This window comes from Acinetobacter sp. MD2, assembly GCF_035615575.1.
Lineage (GTDB): Bacteria > Pseudomonadota > Gammaproteobacteria > Pseudomonadales > Moraxellaceae > Acinetobacter.
The window spans coordinates 156,965-177,973 of record NZ_VTDK01000002.1 but is presented as its reverse complement, the minus strand read 5'-3'; the positions used below and the strand labels follow the sequence as shown (position 1 = coordinate 177,973).

Annotated in this window: 20 protein-coding genes; 7 read left to right on the top strand and 13 right to left on the bottom strand. The window is 41.0% G+C overall.

Going from position 1 to position 21,009, the window contains the following annotated elements; genetic code table 11:
• The first annotated feature begins 68 nt into the window (after positions 1 to 68).
• From FXN70_RS04085 to FXN70_RS04075, 3 genes are read left to right on the top strand one after another with little or no spacing between them, the layout of a single operon-like run.
• On the top strand, positions 69 to 1,499 hold the full coding sequence (locus FXN70_RS04085; RefSeq protein ID WP_324646215.1) for a leucyl aminopeptidase: 1,431 nt from the start codon (positions 69 to 71) through the stop codon (positions 1,497 to 1,499).
• Positions 1,492 to 1,899, top strand: a complete 408-nt coding sequence (locus FXN70_RS04080) for a DNA polymerase III subunit chi (protein ID WP_324646214.1) — start codon at positions 1,492 to 1,494, stop codon at positions 1,897 to 1,899. Before FXN70_RS04085 ends, FXN70_RS04080 begins: the two co-directional genes overlap by 8 nt.
• A 29-nt stretch (positions 1,900 to 1,928) precedes the next feature.
• The gene (locus FXN70_RS04075; protein WP_324646213.1) at positions 1,929 to 2,570 is read left to right on the top strand and encodes a hypothetical protein; all 642 of its coding nucleotides are present in this window, start codon (positions 1,929 to 1,931) and stop codon (positions 2,568 to 2,570) included.
• Between the two features lie 80 nt (positions 2,571 to 2,650).
• On the opposite strand, the gene FXN70_RS04070 is transcribed toward FXN70_RS04075, so the two are convergent.
• The 6 genes from FXN70_RS04070 to glnK form a co-directional block, all read right to left on the bottom strand.
• Positions 2,651 to 3,310 carry a riboflavin synthase gene (locus FXN70_RS04070; protein WP_324646212.1) on the bottom strand — a complete coding sequence of 220 codons (660 nt, stop codon included), beginning with the start codon at positions 3,308 to 3,310 and terminating at the stop codon, positions 2,651 to 2,653.
• A gap of 16 nt (positions 3,311 to 3,326) precedes the next feature.
• Positions 3,327 to 4,619: a DNA adenine methylase gene (locus FXN70_RS04065; RefSeq protein ID WP_324646211.1), complete on the bottom strand. Its 1,293-nt coding sequence runs from the start codon at positions 4,617 to 4,619 to the stop codon at positions 3,327 to 3,329.
• Positions 4,616 to 5,704, bottom strand: coding sequence for a bifunctional diaminohydroxyphosphoribosylaminopyrimidine deaminase/5-amino-6-(5-phosphoribosylamino)uracil reductase RibD (gene ribD / locus FXN70_RS04060; RefSeq protein WP_324646210.1), 1,089 nt, complete (start codon positions 5,702 to 5,704; stop codon positions 4,616 to 4,618). The genes FXN70_RS04065 and ribD overlap by 4 nt, the downstream gene beginning before the upstream one ends.
• Positions 5,705 to 5,706: 2 nt before the next feature.
• On the bottom strand, positions 5,707 to 6,168 hold the full coding sequence (gene nrdR, locus FXN70_RS04055) for a transcriptional regulator NrdR (protein ID WP_324646209.1): 462 nt from the start codon (positions 6,166 to 6,168) through the stop codon (positions 5,707 to 5,709).
• A 120-nt stretch (positions 6,169 to 6,288) separates the two neighbouring features.
• Entirely contained in the window at positions 6,289 to 7,977 is a 1,689-nt protein-coding gene (amt, locus tag FXN70_RS04050; RefSeq protein WP_324646208.1) for an ammonium transporter, read from the bottom strand.
• Between the two features lie 58 nt (positions 7,978 to 8,035).
• Positions 8,036 to 8,374: a P-II family nitrogen regulator gene (glnK, locus tag FXN70_RS04045; protein ID WP_004868205.1), complete on the bottom strand. Its 339-nt coding sequence runs from the start codon at positions 8,372 to 8,374 to the stop codon at positions 8,036 to 8,038.
• Between the two features lie 243 nt (positions 8,375 to 8,617).
• On the opposite strand from glnK, the gene FXN70_RS04040 reads away from it, so the two are divergent.
• Positions 8,618 to 8,854 carry an accessory factor UbiK family protein gene (locus tag FXN70_RS04040; RefSeq protein ID WP_324646207.1) on the top strand — a complete coding sequence of 79 codons (237 nt, stop codon included), beginning with the start codon at positions 8,618 to 8,620 and terminating at the stop codon, positions 8,852 to 8,854.
• A 56-nt stretch (positions 8,855 to 8,910) separates the two neighbouring features.
• Positions 8,911 to 10,401, top strand: coding sequence for a YifB family Mg chelatase-like AAA ATPase (locus FXN70_RS04035; protein ID WP_324646206.1), 1,491 nt, complete (start codon positions 8,911 to 8,913; stop codon positions 10,399 to 10,401).
• A gap of 43 nt (positions 10,402 to 10,444) precedes the next feature.
• On the opposite strand, the gene FXN70_RS04030 is transcribed toward FXN70_RS04035, so the two are convergent.
• On the bottom strand, positions 10,445 to 11,239 hold the full coding sequence (locus FXN70_RS04030; RefSeq protein WP_324646205.1) for a TorF family putative porin: 795 nt from the start codon (positions 11,237 to 11,239) through the stop codon (positions 10,445 to 10,447).
• A gap of 312 nt (positions 11,240 to 11,551) precedes the next feature.
• Between FXN70_RS04030 and FXN70_RS04025 the strand changes: the two genes are divergently transcribed.
• Positions 11,552 to 12,838, top strand: a complete 1,287-nt coding sequence (locus FXN70_RS04025; RefSeq protein ID WP_324646204.1) for an OprD family outer membrane porin — start codon at positions 11,552 to 11,554, stop codon at positions 12,836 to 12,838.
• Positions 12,839 to 13,039: 201 nt separating this feature from the next.
• On the opposite strand, the gene ppa is transcribed toward FXN70_RS04025, so the two are convergent.
• Both ppa and FXN70_RS04015 read right to left on the bottom strand, forming a co-directional pair.
• The gene (ppa, locus tag FXN70_RS04020) at positions 13,040 to 13,567 is read right to left on the bottom strand and encodes an inorganic diphosphatase (RefSeq protein ID WP_324625517.1); all 528 of its coding nucleotides are present in this window, start codon (positions 13,565 to 13,567) and stop codon (positions 13,040 to 13,042) included.
• Positions 13,568 to 13,757: 190 nt separating this feature from the next.
• Positions 13,758 to 14,159, bottom strand: a complete 402-nt coding sequence (locus FXN70_RS04015) for an MAPEG family protein (protein ID WP_324646203.1) — start codon at positions 14,157 to 14,159, stop codon at positions 13,758 to 13,760.
• A 109-nt stretch (positions 14,160 to 14,268) separates the two neighbouring features.
• Between FXN70_RS04015 and FXN70_RS04010 the strand changes: the two genes are divergently transcribed.
• Positions 14,269 to 14,655 carry a hypothetical protein gene (locus tag FXN70_RS04010; protein ID WP_324646202.1) on the top strand — a complete coding sequence of 129 codons (387 nt, stop codon included), beginning with the start codon at positions 14,269 to 14,271 and terminating at the stop codon, positions 14,653 to 14,655.
• 95 nt (positions 14,656 to 14,750) lie between these two features.
• Here the strand turns inward: FXN70_RS04010 and FXN70_RS04005 are convergent, their stop codons facing one another.
• The 4 genes from FXN70_RS04005 to FXN70_RS03990 all read right to left on the bottom strand — a co-directional run bounded on the left by FXN70_RS04005 (position 14,751) and on the right by FXN70_RS03990 (position 20,981).
• Positions 14,751 to 16,439 carry a long-chain-fatty-acid--CoA ligase gene (locus FXN70_RS04005; protein WP_324646370.1) on the bottom strand — a complete coding sequence of 563 codons (1,689 nt, stop codon included), beginning with the start codon at positions 16,437 to 16,439 and terminating at the stop codon, positions 14,751 to 14,753.
• 102 nt (positions 16,440 to 16,541) lie between these two features.
• Positions 16,542 to 18,761 carry a DNA topoisomerase IV subunit A gene (gene parC / locus FXN70_RS04000; protein WP_324646201.1) on the bottom strand — a complete coding sequence of 740 codons (2,220 nt, stop codon included), beginning with the start codon at positions 18,759 to 18,761 and terminating at the stop codon, positions 16,542 to 16,544.
• Between the two features lie 218 nt (positions 18,762 to 18,979).
• Positions 18,980 to 20,296, bottom strand: coding sequence for an MFS transporter (locus FXN70_RS03995; RefSeq protein WP_324646200.1), 1,317 nt, complete (start codon positions 20,294 to 20,296; stop codon positions 18,980 to 18,982).
• A gap of 43 nt (positions 20,297 to 20,339) precedes the next feature.
• On the bottom strand, positions 20,340 to 20,981 hold the full coding sequence (locus FXN70_RS03990; protein ID WP_324646199.1) for a trimeric intracellular cation channel family protein: 642 nt from the start codon (positions 20,979 to 20,981) through the stop codon (positions 20,340 to 20,342).
• Positions 20,982 to 21,009: the final 28 nt, after the last annotated feature.

Sequence of the window (21,009 nt, the reverse complement as noted above, 5' to 3'; positions counted from 1 at the left end):
GCAATTGAACCGAGTGTAATGGTTCAATAACCTTATATTGACCGATATCTACAGGCATTGATCAGCGCATGAAAATTTCTTTAAAAACCAGCCAAAATTCAGGCTATGCTCTCATCGTTTTAACCGATGCAAAACAAATCGAATCACAACAACGTACACCTCTTCTTACACAAGCTGCAACTTTAATTGATGCTAGCCAATATACAGCGAGTTTCACTGAGATTTTACCTGCAATTGGACTAAATCAACATTATCCATTTTGTAGCTTTGTGGGTTTAGGCAAAATAGAAGAACTCAGTGCCAATAAAATGGCAAAGCTTGCACAAAGCATTCTCACGCCATTACAAAAAAAATATAACGAAGCCGACCTCGATTTAAGCGACTTACCTGCACATTTACACTATGTATTTGCCTTAGCCTTGAGCCAAGCCAATTATAGCTTTGATGCGTACAAATCTAAAAAAACTGAACGTAAACTAAGCCAGCTTAATTTAATTGGTAGTCAATTATCACAGGCTGAAATTGAACTGATTAATGCCATTCAAGTCGGTCAAAATCTAGCACGTGACCTTGGAAACCAACCAGGGAATATTTGCTATCCAGAGTCTTTAGCCAAACTTGCAATAGAACTGGCTGCTGAATTTCCCGACTTACTTAAAGTCACCGTGCTTGATGAACAGCAAATGGCTGATCTAGGCATGAACGCATTTCTTGCCATCAGCCAAGGTTCAGAGCGTCCAGGTCGTATCATCACCCTTGAATATTTGGCAGAACGTGAAGAAGCCCCTGTGGTTTTAGTTGGTAAAGGCGTGACTTTTGATACTGGCGGCATTTCATTAAAGCCGGGCGCGGGCATGGATGAAATGAAATTTGACATGTGTGGTGCTGCGTCTGTGATGGGCACTATACGCGCTTTATGTGAAGCACGTTTGCCAATTCATGTGGTTGGTGCAATTGCAGCAGCAGAAAATATGCCTTCAGGCAAGGCTTCACGCCCAGGCGATATTGTCACCACCATGAGCGGTCAAACCGTTGAAATTTTAAACACCGATGCCGAAGGTCGCTTAGTACTCTGTGACACGCTCACCTACATCAAACGCTTTAATCCTGCGGTCGTTGTGGATATTGCAACGTTAACAGGTGCTTGTGTGGTTGCACTTGGTAAAGTCGTAAGTGGTTTGTTCTCGGGTGATGATGCCTTAGTCCAAGAGCTTCAAACCGCAAGTGAGCAAAGCTTTGACCGTGTGTGGCGCTTACCTGTCATGGACGATTATCAAGAGCTACTTGATTCCCCATTTGCTGATATTGGCAACATTGGTGGCCCTCAAGGTGGTGCAATTACCGCAGCGTGTTTCTTACAACGCTTTACGCATGATTATCGCTGGGCGCACTTAGATATCGCAGGTACAGCATGGTTATCAGGTGCTAATAAAGGTGCAACGGGTCGTCCTGTACCTTTACTCATGCAGTTTATTGCTAACCGTGCCCAGCATGACTGATATTAGCTTTTATCTGTTTGAAAAAAGCCCTGAACGACAAGCCGAAAGTGCTTGTCGTTTAAGTCGTAAAATTCTCAAACAATCGAAAAAGATTTGGTGGCACTGTACCAATGTAGTACAACAGCAACAGTTAGATGAGTTACTTTGGTCGTTTGATCCCAATAGTTTTATTCCACACGGAATTCATGATGAAAAGGCAGCAGTATGCATTTCTGAACACTTGCCAAAGTCAGGACATTGGGTTGTATTTAACTTCACCGAACATGTGCTTGCACCACAAGATACGATTGAACACATGATTGAAATTGTTGAAAATCAAGAATCGACTAAAATGGTCGGGCGTGAGAAATTTAAACAATATCGACGATTAGGCTTCTCACCACGTACCTTTAAATTGTAATACCGAACTAAACGCGTAAAAGGAGTCAAATGGTGGCCTTAGATGTTGGAGCAAATTTTAAAACTCGTTGGCTGAGTACACCACAGGCAGTTCGCCAAACGTATTTGGACGATTTAAATCGTATTTCCAAATTACTGAATCCTGAAACACATCTAGATGAATGGTTAGCACAGAATAAACAAGCTCAACTGGCTTCTTATGCGACCATTGAACAAACCTATGCCAAGCTAAAAGCGGAACTGATTGAAGCGGCACGGATTCGTAAACAGCAGCAACTTGAACAAAATCTAAAACGCAAACGAGAACAACAACAGCAGTTCGCGCAGCAATTACAGCATGATGAAATGTTGCAATACAGTACTCAAACTACAAATCTACACAACTTACAGCAACAGGTGTTGGCTGAATTTAATGAGCATTCAGCACGTTATCAAAAAAATCCTGCACCATTACAAGTGCAAGCACCGCAAGTTCAGATGAAAACCAATAGCGTAGTGACACCTGAAGTTCAGGCAGCACTCGACAATCTTAAAATTCGCTTGGAACTTGAAGCTGAAAGTTTAATTGAGCAGATTGAAAAAGCCGTCAAAGGTTTTAACCTAAAGCTACAACAAGCTGCCGAAGAAGAAATTTCCTATGTGCTAGCACAGCAAAAATCATCTGAAAAATAAATTCATGCCGCGCACACCTTCTCCTTTGTCGGAGAAGGTTAGGATGAGGAATAAAAGTGATTGAGTTTTGATGAATGGTTTTATTTTAAAAAACCATTTTCAGCTAAAAATGCCATACTCAGTTTTGACTCATTCGAGACTTCTGCCGCTTTATCTCCCAACAACAAACGCTCGATATAACGTGCCAAAATATCGACCTCTAAATTTACTTGAGTGCCTAATTTCCACGTTGCAATATTGGTGCGTTCAGCAGTATGTGGAATTAAATTCAAACTCAAAATATTGCCACGTAAATGGTTAATCGTCAGGCTAACACCATCAACTGTAATTGAGCCTTTTTCAGCCAAATATTTCGCCAATGCCGCAGGTGCAGTAACTTCAAAATATAACGAACGCGCATCGTGACGGACACAGCTAATTTCCGCAACGGCATCGACATGACCACTGACAATATGCCCACCAAAACGAGTGGTCGGTAACATGGCTTTTTCCACATTTACCTTTTGTCCAACTTTCCACTGCCCAAGCGTGGTACGATTTAAACTCTCAAGCGAAACATCGGCACTGTACCAATCTTTCCCCCATGCAATAACAGTTAAGCAAACGCCATTGGTGGCAATCGAGTCACCTAAATTCACATCAGACAAATCAAGTTCAGTGCGAATGCGTACCCGTACGTCACCACCCAGTGGCTGTAAACTTTCGACCTGCCCTACACTTTCTATAATACCTGTAAACATATGTTAGCTCTCAATTTTACCAAAGTGCCAATTGGGTACTGACCCCAGAAGTATCTACACCGCCTAGCTCTGCATAATGATACAGCTGCCCCAAGAGTTGACGCAGTGGTGGTCCTGATTTAGCTTTAGTGTCCGTAATCACAATAAATTCCAATACACGCGCACGTTCAGATTGACGTTGTTTACTCACACGATAACGTGGTACATCTTGAGTCAGTAAGGTCACATGTCCACGCGCTAAATTGGCCTTGAGCAAATCTTGCGCTTCAATATTTCCATCGGTGGAATAACTGGTCAGAATATAGCGTGCATTAATTGTCGATAATAATTTCTCATAAGCTTCTTTGGCATATTTTGAAGAATTATAAGGACTTGGACGCTCTTTTCGCCATGCGCGGTCAATTCCACTTTTAAAGCCTTTGGTATCTGGCGGTGGTAAATCCACCTGATCCCACAGCGTTAAAGAGTTCAAAACATGGTAATTACTGCTGTAAGCATGTTGATTATACGGCGGATCTAAATACGCCACATCCACCTCAAAACCACTCATCTGATTGGCCAGATGCTGCGCATCTACACACCACATTTCTGCCATCGGTTGCTTGGTATCACCTTGTTCACAAAAACGACTCGGTGTCAGCCACAATAACGATTCAATTCGCTCCAACGCTGTTTGGGTTTTCCCCCCCCAACCATGATGAAAACTTTTAAACACACCACTGGTGTTACTCACAAAACTTGCCGAATACAGCAAAGGTGCAAGTAATGCACTCATCTCGACATCATCAATTGCACCTTGGGCTTGCCATGTCGCAATTTGCTGACGAATCGCATCAATCCGCATACCATTTCTGCGTTTAAAGAACAAACGATCTCGTGCGGGATCATATTCTTCATCGTTACGTGGGCATAAATTATGTGTCACCCAACCTTTGGTTAATGGTAGGCGATTGAGATAATCAATGGCTTTTTGATAGCCACCTAATTCATTAAATTTGGGTGCTTCTACACACGATAAAATCGCATGATTTAAGGCATGACTATATGGTTCCCAGTCATTGGCAATCACACGATAACCATTTTGCCGTGCCAAACGTGACACCACACCACTTCCTGCAAAAAAGTCGGCAAAAATCGGAGCGCGCTTTCCATCTTTATTCAGCGTTCCCGTCAGTTCAAGCGCCTCTAAAATCAGATGTAATAAACGGCGTTTATTGCCCAAATACGGTACCAATTGATGAAACAGATATTCATCTGTGGTGCGTGCCGCATGGCGACGTTTATTATAAACCGTTGATTCTGAATTCATAGTGGCTCTTGTTGTGGCAAAAGGCTTAAACGCAAATCATCACCCAATTGGGTCACATCTTTGAGCCGAAAGCGCTGTTGTTGTGCCAAAGTTTGAAAATCTGCCTGAAACATCGTGCGGGCAGACTGACCAAGCAAGGTTGGGGCAATATAATGCAACATCTCATCCACCAAACCCGCTTGTAAAAAAGCACTGCTTAACGTTGCACCTGCTTCAACCAACACATCATAAATTTGATACTGCTGACATAAAGTGTGCAACAACATCGCCAAGGATTGATTCTCTAATTGGGTCACCCCTAAATCAGCTAATGCTTGGCGATACGGCCCCATCACCATCACATCTTGTGGTTGTGCCAAAATTTTCGCATTTAACGGCAGTTGACCTTGTCGATCTAATACAATCCGCTTGGGCTGCACAATACTATCCAGTGCAACATTCGGCAAGCTACGTACATTGAGTTGGCAATCATCGGCAAGTACCGTTTGAATCCCTGTAATCACTGCACCTGAAATTGCACGCCAATATTGCACATCTTGACGGGCTAAATCACCGGTAATCCATTTAGATTCGCCCGATGCCATTGCCGTGCGTCCATCTAAACTCGATGCGACTTTTAAACGCACATAGGGCATTTTATCTGCCATAGCTTTTAAAAAGCCTAAATTGAGCTGTTGGGCATCTGATTCACACACACCAGAATCCACCTCAATACCCGCCTGAGTTAAAATTTCAATTCCTTTGCCTGCAACCAATGGATTCGGGTCTAAACAGGCGACCACCACACGCTTAATTTGAGCTTTGACCAAAGCTTCTGCACATGGTGGTGTACGCCCATAATGCGCACAAGGCTCAAGCGTAACATACGCCGTTGCACCATGAGCCGCCTCGCCTGCTTCATGCAGTGCAAAAACTTCGGCATGTGAACCACCCACAGGGGCCGTCGCACCACGACCAATCACTTGTTGATCCTTAACAATCACACAACCTACCGCAGGATTGGGACGAGTCCGAAATTGGGCTGTTTTTGCCAAGTTCAGTGCTTCATGCATCCAATGCTGATCAAGCTTTAATTGATTCGACATACTTAGTCCTGCTCTCGTTGCTGCATTTGCTCGATTTGACGGCGGAAAGCATCAATATCCTGAAAATCTTGATAAACCGAAGCAAAACGCACATAAGCCACATGGTCTAAAGCAAATAAAGATTGCATGACAATTTCGCCAATGGTACGTGAACTCACATCACGCTCACCTAAGCGTCTAATTTGTAATTGAATATCGCTTAAAACCGCTTCAATTTGGTCTTGAGTGACAGGGCGCTTTTGCAATGCATGCAACAATGAGCGGCGCAATTTAAGCTCATCAAACGGTTCATTTTTACCATTTGACTTAATCACACGCGGCATGACAACTTCATAACTCTCAAAAGTGGTAAAACGTTCTCCACAACACACACATTCACGGCGTCGACGAATTTGACAACCTTCGGCTGCCAAACGAGAGTCGATGACCTTACTGTCAGGCGCATTACAAAATGGACAATGCATTACAATTTTAATCTGTTGATAAGGGTAGTTCTAGTGTATCAAAAATCTTACAGATACTAAATGTAGTGTTTAAAATAAAAAACAGCCCCTAAAAGGAGCTGTTTTGCAGTGTGAAAAGTCTTATTCAACACGTTCGCCATGCTGACTTAAATCTAGCCCCATGCGCTCATCATCATTATTTACACGTAAGCCAATCACAACATCAATGACTTTTAAGATAATGAAAGTTGCAATCGCACTATATGCAATTGTTGCTAATACGCCTTCAACTTGAACCCATAACTGATGCATCATATCTGTTGGTGCTTTGTCGCCCATAATGAAAGAGCTTGCAAACACACCTGTTAAGATTGCACCCGCCATACCACCAACAGCATGTAGACCAAAAGCATCTAAAGAGTCATCTGCTTTAAGGATACGTTTAAGCCCAGTAATTCCCCAGAAACAAATCAGACCACCGAGTAAGCCCATCACTAATGAGCCACCAACAGTGACATAACCTGCCGCAGGAGTGATCACGACTAAACCGGCAACACCGCCAGACACTGCACCAAGTACAGAAGCTTTACCACGAACTAATTTTTCAATAATTGACCAAGAAATCGCGGCTGCCGCGGCTGCCACTTGTGTAGTCACAAGCGCATAACCTGCTGCACCATTTGCACCAAGTGCAGATCCACCGTTAAAACCGAACCAACCCACCCAAAGTAAGCTTGCCCCAATCACAGTCAATACCAAATTATGTGGTGCCATTGACTCTTTACCCAAGCCAATACGCTTACCAATCACATAAGCGGCAACTAAACCTGCAACACCTGAGTTAATATGGACAACTGTACCACCTGCGAAATCAAGTGCACCATCGGCACCCAACCAACCACCACCCCAAACCCAATGCGTAATCGGCGCATAAACCACAACTACCCAAATGGTAATAAACGCGATAAACGCGCTAAATTTCATACGTTCTGCAATCGAACCACTAATAATCGCAACGGTAATAATTGCAAAAGTCATTTGGAAAATAACAAACAAAATTTCAGGAATAGTGCCTTGCAAGGATTCTGTCGTAATTCCTGTAAGCATGACTTTACTCAGTCCACCCACAAACGAATTGCCTGAATCAAACGCAAGTGTATAACCAATTACAACCCAAACAATACTCACCACGGCTGCAGCCATGAAACTATGTACCATGGTGCTAAGGACGTTCTTTTTACGTACCATACCACCATAAAACAAAGCCAAACCAGGAATGGTCATTAACAGCACTAATGCAGTCGAAATTAACACCCAAGCAGTATCACCAGTGTCAAGCTTTGGCGTTGCTGCTACAGGCACGGCGGCGGTTGCCGCAGGCGCTGTCTCGGCTGTTGTGGTTGGTGCAACAGCTGTACTTTTTACAAGATCAATTTCAACGCGGCGAGCGCCTTCAGATGTTCCTGCAACAATATCATCTGGTTTTTGTAAGCTAATTTTATGTTCATCAACACCTGCAGCGACTAAAGTGGTTTTAACTTGCTCTGCACGTTGTTTGGCAATTTTTTTATTGGTTATCGCATCGCCTGTACTGTCTACAAAGCCGCTCAGCTGGAAACTGGCTTCAGGATGTGCTTTGGCATACGCTACAATATTTTGAATACCCGGATCGTTGGCATTTACGTCTACTTTGCCAACGGCAAATTCAATATGTGATGCTTGGAAAGCTGCGACCGAACTCGTCGTCGCTGGTGCTGTTGTGTCTGCATGACTTGCAACAGAAGTAAACAATACACCTGCCAGACTCAACGCCATCATTATTTTTTTCATGTGTTTCCCCCAACCTGTTTTTGCGAGTTACAATGCACTCAGCAAACTTTATGCCAAATTAAACTGCATCTGGCCCAGTTTCTCCGGTACGAATACGAATCACTTGTTCGAGATTAGTGACGAAAATTTTACCATCGCCAATTTTACCTGTACTAGCAACACGGGTAATTGATTCAATCACCGAATCCACCATGTCATCGCTAATTGCAATTTCAATTTTGACTTTAGGTAGAAAATCAACAACATACTCTGCACCACGATAAAGTTCAGTATGCCCTTTTTGGCGACCGAATCCTTTGACTTCTGTGACGGTGATGCCTTGAACGCCGATTTCAGATAATGCTTCACGCACATCATCGAGCTTAAATGGTTTTACAATTGCAGTTACGAGCTTCATGTTTGTTTTCCTTCGGCTTATTTTCCAGCTGTAAGGTTTTATGTTCAATTTCCATGCCAATGTTGCTGCGGTTAGGGGAAGACAGCAACATGGTATATCTGAAAACACTTATACCTTATTTTATGCTTTGAATTGAAGAAGATTGGCAAAAATGCTTATTTCTTCAATTTTAATTGATGAAAAGTTAGTTTATATCAATGTCATGTTAAACTCATTATTCTTATAAAAATTGAGTGAGCAACGATGCTAGAAAGCTTATTACAGGCCATTTTGGCGCAAGTGGAACAACCAAAAAAAGATTTAGAGCACAATTTAAGAGCATTACTCAATGAAACCATTGAACGTATGGATTTGGTTTCGCAAAGTGAAATTGACCGACAGAAGAAAGCCTTAGAAACTGCCAACCTACGTTTAACCCAACTTAAACAACAAGTCGATCAACTAGAGCAGGCACTGCTTCAACTTAAAAAAGCACCATAATTGTGCAAATAAAAAAGAGTATAAAAAGAAAATAAGCACTAAAATGGATCGTTAATATGTCTTTTGCGAAAATTTATACGCGTGGTGTTTTAGGGCTGAATGCACCGCTGATTGAAGTTGAAGTCCATGTCAGTCAGGGCCTTCCATCCTTAACGATTGTCGGTTTGCCTGAAGCTGCCGTACGAGAAAGCAAAGATCGGGTGCGTTCCGCTATTATTAACAGTGGCTTCCAATTCCCAACTAAGCGCCTTACCATTAATCTTGCACCCGCAGATTTACCTAAAGATGGTTCTCGCTTAGATTTACCAATTGCACTTGGAATTTTAATTGCATCGGGGCAACTCCCCGAAACCAATATCGAACAATTTGAATTTGTAGGTGAGTTGGCACTCGATGGTCAACTACGCCATGTTTCAAGTGTCTTGACCATTGCACTTGCCTGTCAAAAACAACAGCACAAACTGATGTTACCGACTGACAATATCAATGAAGCAAGTCAAGTGCAGGGTTTACAGCTTTTCCCTGCAACACATTTAAAAGAAGTATGCTCACATTTTTTAGGGCATACTCTTTTAACAGTAGCAACCATTCCGCCTACATTACCAATCGCAATCCACAATACCGATTTAGCTGACATAAAAGGGCAACTTCGCCCACGCAGAGCATTAGAAATTGCAGCCGCTGGTGGTCATTCATTATTATTTCGCGGCCCACCGGGTACAGGTAAAACGCTACTCGCTTCGCGCTTGCCCAGTATTTTACCGCCATTAAATCAAGAAGAAAGTTTAGCCGTTGCAAGTATTCACTCTATCGCACAGCAGCCTTATCAGTTTGGGCAACGCCCCTACCGTTCACCCCATCACACAGCTTCAGCAATTGCTTTAGTCGGTGGTGGATCTTCCCCAAAACCGGGTGAAATCACCCTTGCACATCACGGGGTTTTATTTCTTGATGAGTTACCTGAATTTGACCGCAAAGTCTTAGAGGTTTTACGACAACCCTTAGAAAGCAAAGAAATTATTATTTCAAGAGCAGCGCGACAAATCACCTTTCCAGCACAATTTCAATTGGTTGCTGCCATGAATCCATGCCCATGCGGTTATGCGTTTAATCAGGATAGTCGTTGTCAATGTTCAGCAGAAGCCATTAAACGTTATCAAAACCGGATTTCTGGGCCATTACTAGATCGAATTGATTTACATATTGATGTACCACCACTTTCTCATCAAGATTTACAAAGTGATCTAATCCCTGAAAATTCTGAAACTGTTCGCCAACGAGTTACTCAAGCCTATACGCAACAAATGCAGCGTCAAGGTATGTCAAACCATCTTTTATCTACAACGCAACTGGAAAAGTTTGCCAGTGTATGCCCGCAAGGCAGCCATATCTTGGCACTTGCACAACAACGACTCAACTTATCTGCGCGTGGTTATCATCGCATCTTACGTGTGGCACGCACTATTGCAGACCTTGCACAAAGTGAGCAAATACAAACCCTGCACTTATCTGAAGCACTGTCTTATCGCAGTCCATTTCAGCTTTAAAATAAAAACCGCCTTTTGGCGGTTTTTATCAACATATTCTAAATTAGAATGTTTTTGTTAAAGTAAAGACAGCGCCAGTCTCTGCACCGCGTTTTAATGTGTGGTCATAATTATCAATATTTGTTCCTACCGCATCAAGCTCTGCCGTTAAACCTGAAACAGCTTTTACATTGTAGGTTACACCCACTTTCCAATCAAAAAAGTCTTTATCAGTCGCATCGCCATTTGCATTAATGCTATAAATATTTTTATCTGCTTTACTATAACCCACACTTGCAACACCACCAAAACCAGTGTCTGCAAATGGTGCTGAGTAAGCTAAATTAAAGTTCCAATTCGAGACTTTTTTACCATCAACTTTACCTTCGCTACCGCCATATTGATTGGTATAAGAAATACTTGGAACAATGCTATCGCCTTTTACAAAAGCATCGGCAAATGTAAGTTTGGCATAAAGCTCAGGCCAATTAATATTCCCACCACTTGGATAATTATAATATACCAATCCAACATCTAAATTTGGTTTCAAAGAACCAAAATTAAGTGGCGTTGTAAAACCAATGCTTGGGTCTAACTCTAAATGTGCCTTTGTTCCTGCACCAAAGTCGACATTGGATGCAAATGCAGAAAAATAAAGTCCCGAACTGTGTGCAAGGGTAAATGAGCCTTGAATGGCAGGGTCATTTTCTGTTTGCGTTACCCCACGCCAACGATAATCACTAGTTAAGGCTACATTGCCCGTTAAAGTTAAACCATAGGCTGCAAGACCATTGTCCTCAGCAAAAGTGGCTGTAGAAAGTGTAGAAACTGCAATTGCTGCTGCGATTAATTGTTTCATTGTTCATCCCTCGGAGGTGATTTCTACTTGTTTAAAAATGCAAAAAATAAATGCAATTTTCATACCAAAATAAAATTTAAAAGCAATATTTACTTACTTTTTTACAGCATACCAGTATTTTTATTTCTTGTAAAAACCACATAAAAACAATGGATTAAACCAACAAAAGTATCAACCAGATCTTACTATGTTTCATTTTGTGAAAAAATATTTGATAAAAGTATTCTTTTTATTATAGATTACATGTACATTTTGTTACCGATTCCACATCATCCTGCAACAAAATATACATTCATTTTTTAGGGGCAGCCAATGCTAAACGTACCAAAGCTACCATTAGTTCTTCTTATTCAAGCATTGCTTGTTTCTCCAGCATTTGCAAGTGAACAAAGCGACTCAAAAGGTCTTGTCGATGATGCGTCTGCATCGGTTTTATTGCGTACAGGTTTTATCCAACGTGATAACAAAAATGGTGCTCCAGATACTAATTCTGCTGTTCAATCAGTAATGCTCAATGCTGAAACAGGCTTTACTCAAGGCACTGTCGGTTTTGCTACAGGTGCGGTAGGCGATTTTTCATTTAAATTGGGTGATAACAAGCATTCTGGCAATCAAATGACTGCCTTAAAAAATAATGGGGCAAAAGATGCCAATGGATACGTAGACCCTTATGACCAATGGACTCGTGGCGGAGCATATGTTAAAGCGCGTGTATCAAACACGACTTTAACCTATGGCACACAAGTTCTTGATATTCCAGTACTTGCAAGCAATACTGGCCGTATGGTTCCTGAATACTTCACAGGTACACTTTTAACAAGCCATGAAGTAAAAGATTTAGAAGTAATTGCAGGTAAATTTACCCAAAACCAAATGTCTAATCAAATTAGTACAGACAAAGATGCTTCAGGTAATGGCCTAAAGCGTGCCTATGTTTGGGGTGCAAAATATAAATTTAATGATCAATTTAATGCATCTTATTATGGTTTGGACAGCAAAGATAAATTAGACCGTCATTACGCAGACCTTAACTATAAATTGCCATTAGCAGAACAAAACTCGCTTACTTTTGATTTAAGTGGTTATGCAACTAAATTTAAAGCTGGTGCAGAATCATATTCAGGTACACTAACAGAAGATACCAATAACTATATTTGGGCTTTCTCTACCACTTATAATCAAGGACCACATAGTGTGATGTTGGCGTACCAACAAAATACAGGTGGAATGGGCTATGACTACGGTGCAAATGCAGATGGCTTCCAAAGTATTTACCTGCCAAACTCTTACCTTTCCGACTTTAACGGCCGCGATGAAAAATCTGCACAAGTACAATACAATGTTGACTTAGGTGCATTTGGTGTACCAGGCTTATCTTGGACAACAGCTTATGTCTATGGTTGGAACATCGATAGTGGCGTAGAAGATAATGCTAAAGAACATGAATTCTTTAACCAAGTGAAATATACCGTACAATCTGGTTTTGCCAAAGGCACCAACTTACGCGTACGTAATTCTATTTTACGCGGAAGTGAATCTTACTTACCTGGCACTAATGAATGGCGTATCTTCCTTGATATTCCTGTGAAATTTTTCTAATTTCAGCTAAAAATATCATGACTGTGCATTCGTGCACTAAAAATCCCATCCTTGAGATGGGATTTTTTATTTCTTTTTAACCAATAAATTTAGCGTGATACAGCACAGTCAAATTGTATATCCAAAGAAATTATTCTGACTTACGAATATTTAAAACAAAAAAAACCCACACATCGTGTAGGTTTTTTAGGGTCAAAGCTCTTACTTTTTCGCCGCTTCAATCGCTTTTAGCACTTCGGCTTTAGCAACGTCTGCACCTTCCCAACCTGAGATTTTCACCCACTTGCCTGGCTCTAAATCTTTGTAGTGTGCAAAGAAATGCTCAACTTGGTTGATTAACAATGCTGGAAGATCAGTATATTCTTTAACATCTTTATACAAAGGTGAAAGCTTTTCGTGTGGCACTGCAATCAGTTTTGCATCAATACCACCGTCATCTTCCATGTTCAATTTACCTACAGGACGGCAACGAATCACAGAACCCGCAGCCACTGGGTAAGGTGTTACAACTAATACGTCTAATGGATCACCATCTTCAGACAAGGTATTTGGTACATAACCGTAGTTCGCTGGATAGAACATGGCTGTCCCCATAAAACGGTCTACAAATAATGCGTCTGAATCTTTATCAATTTCGTATTTGATTGGTGCTGCATTTGCAGGAATTTCAATAATTACGTAGATGTCATTTGGTGCATCTTTACCCGCAGGGATATTGCTATAGCTCATGATAGTACTCTGTTAAGTCGGCCAGTTAAAATGCTTGAGACACAACTGTATTTCAAGCAGATGGATGGAAAAGGATTATACCGATTAGATTGTATATTTTTAATCGTGTTTCAATAAATATATTGGTATTGCTAAAGTTTGGTGCAAAACTTAAATCAAAATCACTTAAATGATGCTATATCCAAGCCAATTAAGCATACAATCGAACAACTAAAAGCAATAAAGCAATTGGGCAGCCCATCGCTAAAAACCAAATAATTGAACGTAAAGTTGCAAAATTTGCCATATAACACAGGCCATAAAGAATGCGTAAGACAATATATGCCCAACCAAATGTCATCACCACCTGCTGATCAAGCACCATATATTCTGCCATTAAAATGGCTGCGATAAATAGCGGTAAACTTTCAAAACTATTTTGCTGTGCAGCATTGGCACGTGCGGCAAGTCCAGTGGTCTTCGCTAAAAAATCACGTGGATTTTGATTATCTTGTAGTTTAAATTTCCCTGTTATTTTGGCAATCAAAGTAAACGCATAAGGCAATAAACAGGCGGTTAAAATTAGATAAATAATCCCACTGATGCTTTGCATCTTTTACAATCTCTTGAGGATGGTGTACAGATATTGCATGATAACATGGCTTTTCTGTGCATTTTTCGGTTAAATATAACGATTTGTATTTTTCTACTTTTGGATGATTATGCTCGATCAAGATCAAAGCGCGCTCCTTGCCGCATTAGAACAGCAAAAGATTGCTCAGCGCAAAGTCGAGCGAATTTTAAAATTTGTACTGCCAATTACCGCCTTTTTAATTAGTATGATCTGCGCCAATTTAAACTGGCAATCCACCATTGGCACCTTTGTAATGCTAACCGTTGCATTTTGGGCAGTAGGTATTAAACAATGGTCAGTCGCACTTTGGCTGGGGTTCACCGTGCTATATAGCATCATTGACAATTATTTCAGCTTTCACGGCCTCGATGCTAAACATTTAAAAAATCAATTGGTGGGTATGTTGCCTTTTTTGGTGGTGATTTACTTTGCTCGCCCTTACTTAGATCAACTCATGCTTAAAAATAGCCAATAACAACACCGAATAGCCTTGTGTACGTCGCTCATTTGAACTAACTCTCAAAAAAGTGACAAATTAAAAAGACCGCTAAGCGGTCTTTTTAATTTTGACTATTTACTTTGTGTTCTCAGTTCTTTACGTAAAATTTTACCTACATTCGACTTTGGTAAATCATCCATAAATTCCACATAACGTGGACGTTTATAGCCCGTTAAGTTCTGCTTAGCAAAAGCCAGTAATTCTTCTGTGGTTAATGATGGATCTTTTTTAACCACAAAAAGTTTTGGTACTTCACCTGATTTTTCATCAGCTACACCAATAGCTGCAACTTCTAAAACTTTTGGATGCTGTGAAATAACTTCTTCAATTTCATTTGGGTAAACATTAAAACCAGACACTAAAATCATGTCTTTTTTACGGTCTACAATCTTGATATAACCGCGCTCATCCATAATTCCAATATCGCCGGTACGGAAATAACCATCTTCTGTCATTACCTTCGCAGTTTCATCAGGGCGATTCCAATAGCCTTTCATCACTTGTGGGCCACGAATTGCAATTTCACCACGCTCGCCTAATGGTACTTCTTTACCGTCATCATCTAAAATCGCAACATCAGTTGATGGAATAGGAATGCCTATCGCACCTGAAAATTCTTCTGATACAGGCGGGTTAAACACAGCAACAGGTGAAGTTTCAGATAAACCATAGCCTTCGTGAATAATGACACCTGTGTATTTTTTCCATGCTGCCGCAGTTGAAGGCAATACAGCCATCCCACCACCGACAGTAAGCTTCATTTTACTGTGATCAAGTTGTCTAAAGCTTTCGTTATTAATCAAGGCATTAAATAAAGTATTCACCCCAGGGAAAATGGTCGGCTTAAACTTGTCAATTTCTTTAATTAAAGCAGGCAAATCACGCGGATTCGCAATTAACAAATTGGTCGCACCTTGGCACATACCATACAGTTCACACACGGTAAATGCCAAAATATGGTACAACGGCAGAGCAGATATCATCCGAAACTCAGCTATATCCGCTGCATCAACTTGCTTAAATTTACTGTCAAATAAATTTTGAATTTGTAAAATATTAGCAATTAAATTGCGATGCGTAAGCTCTGCACCTTTGGCAACTCCTGTTGTACCACCGGTATATTGCAAAACAGCAAGGTCACTTAAAGTCACATTTGGACGCTTATACTGATTCGGATTCACTTTATTGATCGCATCATTAAAGCGAATATGTCCAGGAATATCCCACGCAGGAATTTGCTTACGTACACTACGCAGTACAAAATTCACAATATGGCCTTTAACAAAGCCAAGCATATCGCCTACAGATGCCACAACGACATGCTTCACAGGGGTTTTACCTAAGATTTTTTGGTAAACCGTAGCAAAGTTCTCAATAATAATTAGGGCTTCAACTCCTGCATCATTTAATTGATGTTCCAATTCGCGCGAGGTATACAGTGGGTTTACATTCACCAACACATAACCTGCACGAATAATCGCTAAACTTGCCACAGGATATTGCAATACGTTGGGCATCATCACCGCAACGCGCGCACCTTTGGATAGACCTAAACTTTGCAAATAGACTGCAAATTTACGACTTGCAACATCAAGTTCTTGATAAGTGATTTTTTTGTCCATAAAAACAAAAGCATCACGTGTGCTGTATTTTTTTAAATTACTTTCAAAAATATCAACCAAAGACGTATTTTCGGCTGGCAAAGTAATTTTATCTTGAATACCTGTTCTTTTATATTCATCAAACCAAATTTTTTCCATCATGCCTTTTTCTCCGTCCTACATCCGTTCGTTATCTTGTTGGCAAGGTTTGTTTTGTATCGCCTTACCATCTTAACGTCTTTATGAAGGCGCTTGCTAGGTTTATCTTTGAACACTAAGTTTATTGGCTTTTTGGTAGCCACGTGGTAATAGGTGTCCTTTGGTTGCACGTTTACCCACATATTTTTGCAAATCATCTGCTTTTAATTTCAAATGCTGCTGCCCTGCAACCACATGTAAAGTGTCGGTTAAATTCAGCAATTCAAAAGTTAAAATCGTTTCATCTGTACCCAATTGCATGAGTTTATTGCCCTTCCCTTTATTTAACACAGGCAATTCCGACAATTCAATGAGTAATAATTTACCCGTCGAACTGAGCAGTGCTACATGGCTAAAAGATGAGGCAACTGCCAAAGGCAACACTTGTGCCTGTTCAGGCAACGTTAAAAAGGCTTTACCCGCTTTGGCGTTGGTATCGAGCGCTGTTGCGGGGGCTTTAAAACCATAGCCTGCATTACTGCTCACAAAAATTTCTTGTGGGTCATCTGCCACTAACACCTGTACAAAATTTACGCCACTTGCAGGGGAAAGTTTTGAACTTAACGGCTCACCTAAACCACGTGCCGAAGGTAAACTGTTAATAAGTAAGGCATAACTGCGTCCTGCACTATCTAACACATAAACCCGCTGATTGGTTTTACCCACAGCAGAACTCAAGTATTGATCGCCTGCTCGATAATTTAAGTTGGCTGCATTAATCTCTGCGCCTTTCGCGGCACGAATCCAACCTGCTTCGGACAGCACGACCGTCACGGTTTCAGCAGGTAACAAATCTTGCTCTTTAATTTGTATCGCTTCGGCACGTTGCACAATTGCTGAACGGCGATCATCGCCAAATTTTTTTACATCCTCTTTTAACTCATCAATCATTAAATTTTTGAGTGATTCAGGATTGCCCAATTGCTCACGAATAATGGCAGCTTTGGCGGCAAGCTCATCTTGCTCTTGGCGAATTTCCATTTCTTCAAGTTTCGCCAAATGACGTAGTTTCAGCTCTAAAATAGCTTCGGCTTGAATATCATCAATATTAAAACGCTGCATTAAAACAGGTTTAGGTTGATCTTCTTCGCGAATAATTTGAATGACCGTGTCTATATCCAAATATGCAATCAATAAACCTGCCAAAATATGCAGGCGTTTTTCAATTTTATTTAAATGATATTGCAAACGGCGTGTAATGGTTTGCTTACGAATTTCAATCCATTCCAGCAAAATTTGGCGAATCGATTTAACCTGTGGGCGACCATCTGCCCCAATCATGTTCATATTGACCCGATAACTCGACTCTAAATCGGTCGTGGCAAATAAATGACTCATGACTTGGTCGGCATCGACTCGGTTCGAACGCAGTACAATCACCAAACGGGTTGGATTTTGATGATCTGATTCATCACGAATATCACTCACCAATGGTAATTTTTTTGCCTGCATTTGGTCGGCAATTTGGGTAATCACTTTAGACCCTGACACTTGATAGGGCAGATGCTGAATAATGATTTCATTTTTTTCAATGATATATACCGCACGCATGCGATAACTACCGCGCCCTGTCGTTTGTAGTTTTAATAGTTCTTCAGGCGGAGTAATAATTTCAGCTTGTGTAGGTAAGTCAGGTGCAGGAATATATTCTGCAATTTTTTGGTCGGTTAAGTTTGGGTTACGTACTAACGCAATTGTCCCTTTAATCACTTCACGTAAATTGTGTGGTGGAATATCGGTCGCCATCCCCACCGCAATACCTGTTGTGCCATTCAATAAAATATTCGGCACACGCGCGGGTAAATGCACAGGTTCTTTTAATGAACCATCAAAGTTGTCTTGCCAATCACAAGTACCTTGTCCTAATTCAGACAAAAGAACTTCGCTATATTGCGACAATTTGGCTTCGGTATAACGCATGGCAGCAAACGATTTTGGGTCGTCTGGTGAACCCCAGTTGCCTTGACCTTGCACAAATGGATAACGATAACTAAACGGCTGTGCCATTAAGACCATCGCTTCATAACATGCTGAGTCGCCATGTGGATGATATTTACCTAAAACATCGCCTACCGTACGGGCAGATTTTTTAGGTTTGCTGCTAAATTTGAGTCCAAGCTCACTCATTGCATAGACGATACGACGTTGCACAGGCTTTAAACCATCACTGATATGTGGCAATGCACGATCCATAATCACGTACATAGCATAGTTTAAATAGGCTTGTTCGGTAAATTCCGCAATTGAGCGGTTTTCTGTCGCATGGTGCGAAAGGTTTGTCATAAAAAATATAACCTTTAAGGGTGCTTAGACCAATTTCATTCGCTAAAGTGATATTTAACAAGATTGCAGGACAAACGTAAATTAAAACGCGGCTTGAATCTGCTCTTTGCCTAATTTTTAGATGTATACGGCAATATTTCCATCATTTTATTGTATTTTTTATCATATACATGGTGAATCTGCACGTTTTGAGTGCTACAGACTCACCTAGCACACGGCTAACTTAAGGATTCAAGCATTTTTCCTTTGGTTTCTTTACCTAACACCAAAATAATAACGGCAACAGCCACCAATACTGCGGTAAACATAAAGAAAACCTGCTGAAACCCATGTTCAGCCACCATTAAATGGGTGACAGCCAAAGGCGCAACAATACCACCTATCCGCCCAATTGCCGATGCCCAACCCGAACCAAATGCCCGAATATGGGTTGGATATTGCTCGGGCGTATACGTATAGAGTACACCCCATGCCCCTAAGTTAAAGAATGACATTAAACAGCCCCACAGCATAATACTGCTATCGGAAGTGGCTTGCCCAAAACAATAAGCACACAGCGCACACAAGCCAATAAAGCCGGCCAAAGTCGGTTTTCGCCCTAATTTTTCCACCAACCAAGCTGCCACCACATAACCCGGCAGCTGAGCTAAAATCATGAATAAAACATATTCAAATGACTTTACAACGTCATAACCTTGTTTCAACAGTAAGCTCGGCAGCCATGTAAAAATACCATAATAAGAAAAAACAATACCAAACCAAATCAACCATAGCATGAGTGTGCGTTTACGTAGTGGTGACTGCCAAAGCTGCTTAAATGAGGCTTGATAAGGATGTTTGACCTGAGTAACTTCAATATGCTCAATAACATCTAAATTTGCTTGATGCTCAAGCTGCTGTAAAATTTGATGTGCTTCGTCTAATCGACCACGGTGTATTAAGTAAGGAATTGATTCAGGAATTTTTTTTAAAATCACCAACACATAAAAAACTGGTAAACCGCCGATTAAAAAAGCCCAATGCCAACCAAATTTTGGAATCACAAAATAAGAAATACAGGCAGCAACCAACCAACCTAAACCCCAAAAACTTTCTAACAAAACAATAAAACGTCCGCGTACAGATGCAGGAATATATTCACTAACCAAACTCACCGCAACAGGAAGCTGTCCACCCAAGCCAAGCCCGACAACAAAACGACAGATTAAAAGTGCACTTAAATTTGGTGCAAATGCACAGGCTGCTGTTGCAAGGCTATAGGTACACAGTGTGGCAGCAAAAATTGTTTTACGACCAAATCGGTCTGCAAGTGCACCTGATACTACCGCACCAATTGCCATTCCAACAAAGCCAATACTAATAATCCAGCCACTTTCGACTGGGCTTAAACTCCAGTCCTTCACAAGCTTTGCCATAATAAATGCAATGATACCCGTATCCATGGCATCAAACATCCAACCTAAACCCACCACCCACAATAACCGATAATGAAATTTTCCTATCGGTAAACGTTGTACCCGTGACAGCATATCCATTTTATTATTCTCCTACGCTGTATGATTTTTTAGCAAAAAACGGCTATTCATCTTTAGATGAAGCAGAGTGGTGATCATCATCTTGGTAAATAAATTTGGGCATTTCTAAGCCAAAATAAATCGCAATAACACGCAGTGTAAAACCAAAAGCCAAGGTCGTGATAATACTGGCTTCTAATGCTAAACCAACATGAATACAAACCCAATAGCAAATGACAGCGACAAAAGAAATACTGGCATATAGCTCTCGGCGGAAGACCAGTGGAATGTCATTACATAAAATATCACGTAAAATACCACCAGAAACACCAGTTAAGACGCCCGCAACCGATGCCACGACAAAACCGTGTCCCATTTGCAAGGCTATTTGGCAGCCAATAATGGTAAAACCAATTAAGCCTAAAGCATCTAATAACAAAAAAATGGAATGTAAATGCTTCATCCATTTGGCAATTAAAATTGTAAAGAGCGCGGCGCAGCACGTCAGCACTAAATATTCAGGATGTTTAACCCACCCTAAAGGATAATGTCCAAGTAAAACATCACGTACTGAACCACCACCCAATGCGGTCACGCAAGCAATTAAAACCACACCAAACCAATCCATACTGCGCCGCCCTGCCGAAAGCGCACCGGTCATAGCTTCGGCTGTAATGGCAACAATATAAATAAAGGTTAAAAGCATGAGAACAACCTTAGATGTAAATTTGGAC

What these genes read in the sequence shown, in the direction of transcription:
- amt (WP_324646208.1), bottom strand. Translation starts at nt 7,977, where the DNA reads ATGAAAAAAATAATGATGGCGTTGAGTCTGGCAGGTGTATTGTTTACT.
- FXN70_RS04075 (WP_324646213.1), top strand. Translation starts at nt 1,929, where the DNA reads ATGGTGGCCTTAGATGTTGGAGCAAATTTTAAAACTCGTTGGCTGAGT.
- ribD (WP_324646210.1), bottom strand. Translation starts at nt 5,704, where the DNA reads ATGTCGAATCAATTAAAGCTTGATCAGCATTGGATGCATGAAGCACTG.
- FXN70_RS04065 (WP_324646211.1), bottom strand. Translation starts at nt 4,619, where the DNA reads ATGAATTCAGAATCAACGGTTTATAATAAACGTCGCCATGCGGCACGC.
- FXN70_RS04030 (WP_324646205.1), bottom strand. Translation starts at nt 11,239, where the DNA reads ATGAAACAATTAATCGCAGCAGCAATTGCAGTTTCTACACTTTCTACA.
- FXN70_RS04080 (WP_324646214.1), top strand. Translation starts at nt 1,492, where the DNA reads ATGACTGATATTAGCTTTTATCTGTTTGAAAAAAGCCCTGAACGACAA.
- FXN70_RS04025 (WP_324646204.1), top strand. Translation starts at nt 11,552, where the DNA reads ATGCTAAACGTACCAAAGCTACCATTAGTTCTTCTTATTCAAGCATTG.
- nrdR (WP_324646209.1), bottom strand. Translation starts at nt 6,168, where the DNA reads ATGCATTGTCCATTTTGTAATGCGCCTGACAGTAAGGTCATCGACTCT.
- FXN70_RS04070 (WP_324646212.1), bottom strand. Translation starts at nt 3,310, where the DNA reads ATGTTTACAGGTATTATAGAAAGTGTAGGGCAGGTCGAAAGTTTACAG.
- FXN70_RS04010 (WP_324646202.1), top strand. Translation starts at nt 14,269, where the DNA reads ATGCTCGATCAAGATCAAAGCGCGCTCCTTGCCGCATTAGAACAGCAA.
- FXN70_RS04005 (WP_324646370.1), bottom strand. Translation starts at nt 16,439, where the DNA reads ATGGAAAAAATTTGGTTTGATGAATATAAAAGAACAGGTATTCAAGAT.
- parC (WP_324646201.1), bottom strand. Translation starts at nt 18,761, where the DNA reads ATGACAAACCTTTCGCACCATGCGACAGAAAACCGCTCAATTGCGGAA.
- glnK (WP_004868205.1), bottom strand. Translation starts at nt 8,374, where the DNA reads ATGAAGCTCGTAACTGCAATTGTAAAACCATTTAAGCTCGATGATGTG.
- FXN70_RS03995 (WP_324646200.1), bottom strand. Translation starts at nt 20,296, where the DNA reads ATGGATATGCTGTCACGGGTACAACGTTTACCGATAGGAAAATTTCAT.
- FXN70_RS04035 (WP_324646206.1), top strand. Translation starts at nt 8,911, where the DNA reads ATGTCTTTTGCGAAAATTTATACGCGTGGTGTTTTAGGGCTGAATGCA.
- FXN70_RS04085 (WP_324646215.1), top strand. Translation starts at nt 69, where the DNA reads ATGAAAATTTCTTTAAAAACCAGCCAAAATTCAGGCTATGCTCTCATC.
- FXN70_RS03990 (WP_324646199.1), bottom strand. Translation starts at nt 20,981, where the DNA reads ATGCTTTTAACCTTTATTTATATTGTTGCCATTACAGCCGAAGCTATG.
- FXN70_RS04040 (WP_324646207.1), top strand. Translation starts at nt 8,618, where the DNA reads ATGCTAGAAAGCTTATTACAGGCCATTTTGGCGCAAGTGGAACAACCA.
- ppa (WP_324625517.1), bottom strand. Translation starts at nt 13,567, where the DNA reads ATGAGCTATAGCAATATCCCTGCGGGTAAAGATGCACCAAATGACATC.
- FXN70_RS04015 (WP_324646203.1), bottom strand. Translation starts at nt 14,159, where the DNA reads ATGCAAAGCATCAGTGGGATTATTTATCTAATTTTAACCGCCTGTTTA.